At 36.4% G+C, this 9,771-nt stretch carries 9 protein-coding genes; 3 read left to right on the plus strand and 6 right to left on the minus strand.

Going from position 1 to position 9,771, the window contains the following annotated elements:
- Positions 1-5: 5 nt before the first annotated feature.
- The 4 genes from pheS to BMX09_RS04800 all read right to left on the minus strand — a co-directional run bounded on the left by pheS (position 6) and on the right by BMX09_RS04800 (position 4,174).
- Positions 6-1,061: a phenylalanine--tRNA ligase subunit alpha gene (gene pheS, locus BMX09_RS04785; RefSeq protein WP_089746566.1), complete on the minus strand. Its 1,056-nt coding sequence runs from the start codon at positions 1,059-1,061 to the stop codon at positions 6-8.
- Positions 1,062-1,412: 351 nt separating this feature from the next.
- Entirely contained in the window at positions 1,413-1,928 is a 516-nt protein-coding gene (locus BMX09_RS04790) for an HD domain-containing protein (RefSeq protein ID WP_089746567.1), read from the minus strand.
- 3 nt (positions 1,929-1,931) lie between these two features.
- Positions 1,932-2,708: a TrmH family RNA methyltransferase gene (locus BMX09_RS04795; protein WP_089746568.1), complete on the minus strand. Its 777-nt coding sequence runs from the start codon at positions 2,706-2,708 to the stop codon at positions 1,932-1,934.
- 206 nt (positions 2,709-2,914) lie between these two features.
- Complete coding sequence (locus tag BMX09_RS04800; protein ID WP_089746569.1) at positions 2,915-4,174, minus strand: murein hydrolase activator EnvC family protein; 1,260 nt, start codon at positions 4,172-4,174, stop codon at positions 2,915-2,917.
- A gap of 197 nt (positions 4,175-4,371) precedes the next feature.
- On the opposite strand from BMX09_RS04800, the gene rnhC reads away from it, so the two are divergent.
- A complete protein-coding gene (gene rnhC / locus BMX09_RS04805; protein WP_089746570.1) occupies positions 4,372-5,286 on the plus strand; it encodes a ribonuclease HIII in 915 nt (304 codons plus the stop codon).
- 130 nt (positions 5,287-5,416) lie between these two features.
- Here rnhC and BMX09_RS04810 read toward each other — a convergent pair whose 3' ends face one another.
- Positions 5,417-6,724, minus strand: coding sequence for an aminotransferase-like domain-containing protein (locus BMX09_RS04810; RefSeq protein ID WP_089746571.1), 1,308 nt, complete (start codon positions 6,722-6,724; stop codon positions 5,417-5,419).
- Positions 6,725-6,837: 113 nt separating this feature from the next.
- Between BMX09_RS04810 and BMX09_RS04815 the strand changes: the two genes are divergently transcribed.
- Positions 6,838-7,695: a pyridoxamine kinase gene (locus BMX09_RS04815; RefSeq protein ID WP_089746572.1), complete on the plus strand. Its 858-nt coding sequence runs from the start codon at positions 6,838-6,840 to the stop codon at positions 7,693-7,695.
- Positions 7,689-8,231: an ECF transporter S component gene (locus BMX09_RS04820; protein WP_089746573.1), complete on the plus strand. Its 543-nt coding sequence runs from the start codon at positions 7,689-7,691 to the stop codon at positions 8,229-8,231. The genes BMX09_RS04815 and BMX09_RS04820 overlap by 7 nt, the downstream gene beginning before the upstream one ends.
- 233 nt (positions 8,232-8,464) lie before the next feature.
- Here BMX09_RS04820 and BMX09_RS04825 read toward each other — a convergent pair.
- The coding region (locus tag BMX09_RS04825; protein WP_143054376.1) for a Cna B-type domain-containing protein at positions 8,465-9,771 on the minus strand (1,307 nt) is incomplete at its 5' end.

Genomic DNA, 9,771 nt, shown 5'->3' on the forward strand with positions numbered 1-9,771 from the left:
TATTTTTACTCCTTCCCTGCAAATTGATTTAAGAAACGTACGTCATTTGTATATAATGAACGGATATCTTCAATTCCGTATTTTAACATGGCAATTCTGTCTTGTCCTAAACCAAATGCAAACCCACCATATACACTTGAGTCAACGCCTGCAGCTTCTAATACATTCGGGTGAACCATACCTGATCCTAAAATTTCAATCCAACCAGTTCCTTTACAGATTGAACAGCCTTTACCGCCACATTTGAAACAGCTAATATCTACTTCTAATGATGGTTCAGTAAATGGGAAATAACTTGGACGTAGACGAACTTCACGCTCAGGGCCGAATAATTCTTTGGCAAATGCTGCTAAAGTACCTTTTAAGTCAGCCATTGTAATATGTTTGTCAATTACAAGACCTTCAATTTGGTAGAATTGGTGTGAGTGAGTCGCATCATCGCTATCACGACGGAATACACGTCCAGGACTAATCATTTTTAATGGAGCTTTCGAGAAGTCATGTTTTTCCATTGTACGAGCTTGTACTGGAGATGTTTGTGTACGTAATAAATGCTCATTTGTAATATAGAAAGTATCTTGCATATCACGAGCTGGGTGGTCTTTTGGTAAGTTCATCATTTCAAAGTTATAGTGATCTGATTCTACTTCTGGACCTTCCACTACTTGATAACCTAAGCCAACGAAGAAATCTTCAACTTGGTCAGATACATGTGCTAAGACATGGCTTGTTCCGACTGGTATTGGTTTACCTGGCAATGTTACATCAATGGTTTCTTTCATTAATGTTTCTTCTAAGGCTTTTGCTTCTAAGATTGTTTTAGCTTCTGCAATTTTTTCTTCTAATAATCCACGTAATTCATTGGCTAATGCGCCAACTTTTGGACGTTCTGCAGGGTCTAAGTTCTTCATATTACGTAAGACTCCTGTGATTGGGCCTTTCTTACCTAATTGCTCAACACGGATTTTTTCAACATCTTTTAATGACTGTGCTTGTTCTAATTGCACGAGAACTTGAGCTTTAATATCATCAAATTGTTGTTTCATTTCTTCTAAATTCATCAATCTTCCTCCTCTTTTGTATATAAAAAAGCCCCTTATATAAAATAAGGGACGAATCATCGTGGTACCACCCTAGTTCCTAATCGATTATCATTACGTGTGATTAGGCACTCGATACTAACTAACGGCTAGTTAACCGGAACATTATTCATTTATATACTATAAAATCCCAATGTCTACTACAGAAGTGAAAAGCTTTATGATTCAGTTGAAAAACTTGCAGTCTAGTGATTTTTCTCCCTGTAATTTGAATCTTGTATAAAACCCTTTTCTGTCACTGTATTTATTAATTTAACTTACTTCATTCTAACAACTTGGCTATCCTTCGTCAATAGTTTTCAAGCTTTTTCATTATTTAACTAGGAAAAATAAAGCACTAGCTGCTAAAACTTTTAATTGATTGTATTTTCTAGGTGTTCCTAAAACGATTACTTCTTTCAAGGCACAGTATTTATCAACACATGATACCATGAAACTTTCTTTATATTTCGGTAAAGCAATGGTCATTGGCCACATATGTTTCACAATGATATCTTTTTGTTTGTCGGTCAATGGCATTAACTTTTCAGCATTCTCAGCCGCAATTCGGGGATGCACATAAGCATGGCTTCCCTCAATGAATTTCGTCTCACGCCAATCATAATAAAATAAGTCATGTAGTAAAGCTGCACGACTAACTTCTCTTTCATCCATCTTCTTAAAACGTTTTGCTAATTTATAACTAACATAGGCAACTGAAGCGCTATGCTCAAAACGAGTAGTGACATGGTGGTGAGTAATCTCATCCAACTTCTTAACAGCATCCGTATTCACTAAATCTCCAACAATTTCAACAAAATGTGTATCCTGTGTCCAATGTTTTTTCATTTTTTACCCCTTTTTTTCTTGTGCTTTATACATCAATAAACTTGCCGCAATCGATACATTTAAGGATTCAGCTTCTCCATAGATTGGAATCATAATCTTATTCTTCGTAATGGAAAGAATATCTGGATTGATTCCTTGACCTTCATTTCCAACTATGATTGCTTGATTTTCAATACCAGCAATTACTTGATAATCTTTGGCCTGTTCATCTAAAGCCGCCGCAAATACTGGCAAACCTTTTTCTTGATAAGTTGTAATCCATTCCACTAAATTCGCATGAACAATTGGTAAATGATAGTTACTCCCTTGCATTGAACGCAATACCTTATCATTATATAAATCAACCGTCCCCTCACCTAATACCACCGCACTAAATCCAGCCGCATCAGCCGTACGAATAATGGTTCCTAAGTTACCTGGATCTTGAACCGCATCTACTAATAAAACTTTCCCATCAAATTCTTTTACTTCACTACTACGATCAGGCATATTGATAATCGCTGCAATCCCTTGATTAGCTTGTGTCTCGCATAATGACTTCATCACACTATCATTTACAACGACCATATCAGATTCATATGGGAATAATAATGAGCGGTATTGATCAAGCTTTTCATCCGTTACAACAACCTTATCGATATCTGCATGATGGTTAATGGCTTCTTCAACTAAATGCTCCCCTTCAATCATATATTGGCGAGCCTTCTTACGACCTTTTGCTGCTTTTAATTTTATCCATTCTTTAATCTTGGTATTCTTATTTGATTTAATGACTTCCACTCAATTTTCCCCTTTTTCTATTGTGATTATTATGATACTACTCTTCTAATGCTAACGCAATTTTAATGCATTAAAACCGCTCATTGTCCGCTATATTCCAAGGATACTTGGCAGTTTTTTCGATAAAAAAGACTAAACACAAAAGCGCTTAGTCCTAACCTATCATAAAATATAGACACCTAATATGACTCATCTTCAGATGCACTTTATAAATATCCTAATGGGTCAACATGTCGGCCATTTTCACGAACTTCAAAATGTAAGTGAACCCCTGTTGAATCCCCTGTTGATCCCATAATACCTAATGCTTGCCCTTGCGAAACAGTCATCCCTGCCGCAACTTTTAAGCCTGGTTGCATATGACCATATAAAGTCTTCACTTCCACACCATTGATGATTCCATGATTAATAATCACATTATAACCATAACTACTATTATACCCAGCACGCTCAACGGTACCACCATATGCTGCTGAAATAGTACCTGAACCGGCAATATCTAAGCCTAAATGGAAATCATACCCACCAAATGGATATACTCGAGGGCCAAAATAAGATGTATACACCCCACTTGCTGGCATAATAAAGCTTGAATTCGATGAAACTTGTTCTTTATCAGCTGATTCTGCTTCTTCTTTAGCTTCCGCTTCGGCAATGGCTTTTTGACGCGCTTCCTCTTCTTGACGCTTAATCTCTTCTTGACGAGCACGCTCAGCTTCAATCTCAGCTGCTAGGGCTGTTGTTTGTTGAGTAATGTCAGATTGCTTGCTTTCTAATTGTTCTTTTTCTGATTCCGTCATCGAAACAGTTGCCATAATCTGACTAACCTTATCATCTAATTCACTTTTTTGCGCAATTAGATTACTTTTAGAAACTTCAATCTCTTGCTTTAATTCTAATGAATAATTATAATCCGCTTCAGCTTCTTGACGCTTAGCAACCAATGTATCTTGGTCTTCTTTTTGCTCATGAATAATCGAACGGTTAGCAGCCATAATAGTTGTTAAGACATTAGCACGATTATACAAATCAGTAATACTATTCGATTCTAATAAAATAGCTAACAACTCTTGTGGATTAGCATTAATCTGCACAACACGAGCTTGCGACTCTAATAAATCATTACGCTCATTGATAATCTTCACTAATGACTCTATTTCTGATTCTAGGCGTTTTATTTCTTGTTGGGTTTCCATTAATTTTTGTTCTTGCTCTTCTAATTGGTTAACTAATTGAGATATCTCTCCTTGCATAACAGAGATTTCTTCCTCTAATGCAGCGATATCTTGCTCTAATACTTGTATTTGATGGTCTTTTTCGGAAATCTCTTCAGAAATGCTTGAAGATTGCTCTTGTAATTCAGATTTGCGACTCTCCATCTCGTCGACTGAATCTGCAAATACACTAGGCACTACCGATAGACTAGCTAAAAAGATTGCACTTAACGTTAATAATCTTTTTTTCATCGCACAAATCCCTCCCTTTTTCAGACGTACCTACTATACCATAAATACGTCAAATTGTGATAACTAACTGATAACAAAATATTACAAAATGATTTCAACTACATATTCTAGACAAAAGCCACCCCAACTAAAAATTAAAATCGACACATCTCAAACATCATGTTATAGTAAAAATAACTATTTTAAGGAGGGATAACATGTCACAAGCCGTCATCAAATTAACCAACCAACAAATTGAAGCGATGGGCGAAAAATACAAAGCCTATAAAGCCAAAACACCGCCCTATGCACACTATCAACTAAAATTACCAGACGTTACAATAACAGCCTATCAATCCGGCAAAACCGTCATCCAAGGCCTAGGAGTCGATGCATTCTTACAAACAGAAAATCTATCCGCATCCGAATCAGAGGCAACAAAAAAATCTTCCCTACCAAAAGGTTTTAGCACTTGGTCAGTAATGGGAAGCGATGAAGTCGGCAATGGTAGCTACTTTGGCCCACTAACCGTCTGTAGCGCCTATGTTTCTAGCGATAAAATCGACTTATTAAAAGAATTAGGGGTAAAAGATTCCAAAGCCTTAAGTGATAAACAAATCCGTGACATCGCTCAATTAATCAAAGTCACTATCCCTTATAAATTATTAGTCTTATGGCCCGAAAAATATAATAGCGTCCAACAAACAAAAAACGCTCATGAAATGAAGGTATTATTACATAATCAAGCCCTACAATTACTAACCAAACAACTAGATAAACAGCCACAAGCCTACTTAATCGACCAATTTTGTAAGCCAGAAACCTATTTCCGCTACTTAAAAGGACAAGAAAGTATCATCCGTGACAATCTTTACTTTGAAACAAAAGGTGAAGGCAAACACATCGCCGTGGCAGCCGCATCAATTATTGCCCGTGCAGCCTTTTTAGATGGCTTAGAAACCCTAGAAAAAAAATACGGCACAAGATTACCTTCAGGCGCCAATGCTGTTAGTGATCAAGTAGCCGCAAAAATTCTAAAACAAGGTGGTATGGAAACCCTAGGAAAAGTCGCAAAACTCCACTTTGCCAATACAAAAAAAGCACAACAACTAGCCAGCAAATCATTAATGTAAACCAATGCAACTCGCTCACAAAACTAAAAACAAAGTGGTGAAAATATTTTTTATCATTAACTCGAAAACATCACTCTAACTAGCAAAGTACCACAACCTAAGTTTGATTGTGGTACTTTTTATTTACATTTTATTGAGTAAAGTCAGTAATTTTAGCTAATAAAGTCGGCAATTGCTGTTCAATCACTAATACATCCATTAAGCGAATATCCAATTTTAAGTATTGATAAGGACATTCCGCTAAATAAGCACGCTCCATTAAGTCAAAGTTGGCTTCTTGTTGAACCAATTGATGTAAACAATCCATAGATACATTCTCTTTCAAAGGAAAAATCATCATCGTATGTTGCAAATAGACTTTACCTGGATAATACTGTTCTAAAATCATAGCGGCTACTTGTTTTTTCTTTCGATACAAAGCAATTAATCGTTTTTGGTGTTTGTGATACATACCATTTTCAATATATAAAGATAAAGACTTCTGCAATAAGTAATTCGCATCATACCCCATCAATTCCTTCTGATAACTCAACTGTTGATGCCAAGCTTTAGGCAAGACAACCACTCCTAAACGAAACGACGGAAACATAATAGACGAAAATGTTTTCAAATAAACCACACGATTATCCGTATCATAATAATGTAAAGGCGCCGACTGACCACTAGAAAAATCCGCCATATAATCATCCTCAATAATCATCACCCGATACTCTCTAGCCAAAGCAACAATCCGCTTCTTCTCCTCCTCCGAAAAACTTCCCGCTAAAGGATAATGCAGACGAGAAATCGTATAAAAACACATAATCTCCCCCGAAGAAAATAACCGCTCCAACTCCACTAAATCAATCCCTTCAGGCGTTCTACTAATCACTTGATACGGCACTTGTAATACCTCTACTAAATGATTCATATGATGATAAGTCGGCTGCTCAATTAACATCTTTTTTCCCGGTGTCTCTTTCACCATACGCACAATCAAATACAAAACTTGTTGAATCCGATCAACTACCAATAATTGCTCCTTTTTGGCATACACATCATATTCCATTAATAAATGCTGTAGTGAACTCAATAATTCCGGAATCCCCACACTTGGAATCTTATCACCAATCATCAAATTTCGCCTACTCAACAAAGCTTCATTCACACACAACTGAAAATCACTTAATGGGAACTGCACCTCACTCGGTAAAGCCGTCTCCTCCAAAGCACTACTTGATTCCTTATGCAAATCATTCAAAACATAATGTCCACTCTTTTCCACCGAATAAATATACTGCTCCTGCTTCAAGACTGCCAAAGCTCGCTGAACCGTCTCCTTATTACAATGAAACTCCTCCACCATTTGCCGAATTGACGGTAATTTATCGCCTTTTTTTAATTCCCCCTTCCTTAAACGCTCCACTAATAAATAAACAATCTTCTCACTTTTTTTCATCCATTGACCCCCTTTTTTTAAATCTGTACCGGTACAGAAACATTTCAATCCTATTGTATCGTTTTCAATATTTTTTTACAATAAATATAGATAGCAATTGAAAGGAGAATTTTATGAAAAAAGCATTACTCGTTAATGATTTAGCTGGTATCGGAAAAATCACTTTGCATACAGCTAGCCCATTATTTTCCATATCGCAAATAGAAACAGCCTTACTTCTAACCACTATTCTCTCATCACACACTGGTGGCTTTACAAATATATATAAAGATAATTACACAGAAGGCATGCAGCAATTCTTAGCACAGTGGATGGATTTAGAGTTAAATTTCGATGCGGTAGTGACCGGATACTTTTCAGAAAACAAACAAATCGATTTATTAAGAGACTACTTAGAGAAAAAACTTCCCAACTGCCCCTTAATTGTCGACCCAGTGATGGCAGATAATGGTAGACTCTACCAAGGCTTCGAACAAACATATATCCACAAACTAAAAGAACTAGTAGCCAAAGCCAATCTAGTCTTACCAAATATCACCGAAGCTTGCTTTTTAACAGATACCGTCTATCGTAAGGAAGGTATTGATGAGAGATACTTAGAAGACTTAAGCCAAAAACTAATCGACTTAGGAGCTAAAAAAGTAGTGCTAACTGGGATTCCATTTTCAGATACCATCATCGGCATGAGTTATTATGACGCTACAACACAAGAATTACACTACTACCAAGAAGAAAAAATTGGCGGGCATTTTACAGGAACGGGCGACTTAATGACTACCTTACTAGCCATTTGCCATATCAAAGGACTACCGCTAGAAAAAGCCATACCGAATATGATGACTTGGATGAACCAAACCCTACGCTATACGCTTACGCATCAAACAGATTTGCGCATGGGGATCCTTTATGAACCATTTATCTTGGAATTAGTAGGGATTATCAATCAATTATTAAAGGAGAATGTATCATGAATTTAAAAACAAAAGATTTAACCGTTATTGGCTTATACGCCGCATTAATTGTCTTAGGAATTATGTTTTTTAGAATACCGATGGGAAGCCAGTTCGTTCATATGGGCAATGCATTAATCGCTGTTGGTATCTTAGTCTTCGGTGCCAAAAGAGGAGCGATTGCTGCTTCGATCGGACTAGCTATTTTCGATATCACACATGGTTATGCATCAGTTGCTTGGGTGACAGTCTTAGAATCCTTAATCGTGGCTTTTGTATTGTATTTAGTCTTTGAAAAAGCCATGAAAAAACACGACACCCCTTTTAATATTATTATTTGCGCCATTGTAGCAGCTGTTACAAAAATTATTGTAAACTTAATCAAATACACCTTCTTCCGCAATATGTTGGTCGGCGGATTAGCATTCAAACCAGCTTTCCTAGCAGCCCTAGTAAAAATCGGCGGCACATTCGGATCAGCAGCCGTAACCATTATTGCCGTACCACTACTATATCCAATCCTTAAAAAAATCGTTATCCGCTACTATGAAAGATAAAAACCAGCAAATATTAAAGTAGAAAACGATAAAAAATAAGAGATAATATACAAAAATAAACTATCGAACGAATTTAACTAATCACTTCTAATAAGATAAAGTGATTAGTTTTTTTATGAAAAAAATTCGCCCTTTCCTACAGCAAAAAAACTGCACCAAATACATAGAAGATTTCCTTTGTACTTGATGCAGTTTAGATAATTTTTGATTAATCTATAAAATAATAAGCGTTATTATTTAGATTTTTTCTTTTGATAGATTACACTACCTCCAACAAGAACGAATACAACTGCCATACCTATTTGAATCATATAAGATTTTGCTCCTGTTTGTGGTAATACGTTATTTGGAGATGGGTTTCCTGTTTTTGGTACTTCTAGATCTGGTATTGGATTTCCTGTTTCTGGTACTTCTGGATCAGGAGTTGGATTTCCTGTTTCTGGTACTTTTGGATCAGGAGTTGGATTTCCTGGATTTTCAGGTTCGACTGGAATATCATTTTGTTTATTTTCCACAATAAATCCATTCATCATTGAGCCTGTAATTGTTGTTATATAACCTGAGATAGCGACTTCTTCGATGGCGTAAGTAATTTCGTGTCCATCTGTTGGGTCGTATTTCATTAGCTTATCAAACGTAGCTTGCCAATTTGTATCAGCAGTTAAATTTATTGATTGAACTTTTATGCCGTCGGCTAAAAGGTTAATCGTTACTGATTCTGTTGCTTTACCAATCCATTGTTTTTCAACTGGGATTGAGATTTTAGCGGTGTTAGTGTTCATAATGATATATGTTTCACCGTTTTTAGTAATTGCACTTGTATAGCCATCAATGTTTTGTTCTTCGATGGTATAAACAATTTTATCGCCAGTTTTTTGATTATAGACTGGTAAGTTATTAAATTCTGATTTCCAGTTATTGGAAGTGTTTAAAGTTACTGATTGAACTTTTGTACCATCTACTAAAAGGTTAATGGTTACTGAGTCGGCTGGTTCGCCTATCCAGTGTTTTTCGACTGGAATGGCAGTTGTTTCTGTGTTAGTGTTTGTGACTACAAATCCATCTGCTTGATTACCTGTGATTAGTGATTTGTATCCTGAGATAGCAACTTCTTCGATGGTGTAGGAAATTTCTTTACCGTCTTTATATTGTTCTAGGTCGGTAAAGGTATGTTGCCAGTTATTTGAAGCATTTAGTGTTACTTGTTGAACTGTTATGCCGTCTGCTAAAAGATTAATAGTTACTGAAGCTGCTTCTTTTCCAATCCATTTCTTAGTGACTGGCACAGATACTTTTCCTGTAATGGTATTAGTCACAGTGAATCCTGTTTCAGCTGTTCCGCTAATACCGCTTGTGTAACCTGGAATTGCTGTTTCTGCAATGGTGTAAGTGATTTTAGCACCAGTTTCTTGGTTATAGACTGGTAAGTTATTGAATTCAGCTTGCCAGTTATTTGAAGCGTTTAAAGTTACTGATTGAACTTTTGTACCGTCTGCTAAAAGGTTAATCGTTACTGAGTCGGCTGGTTCACCAATCCAGT

The sequence above is a fragment of the Granulicatella balaenopterae genome (assembly GCF_900111135.1).
Lineage (GTDB): Bacteria > Bacillota > Bacilli > Lactobacillales > Aerococcaceae > Granulicatella > Granulicatella balaenopterae.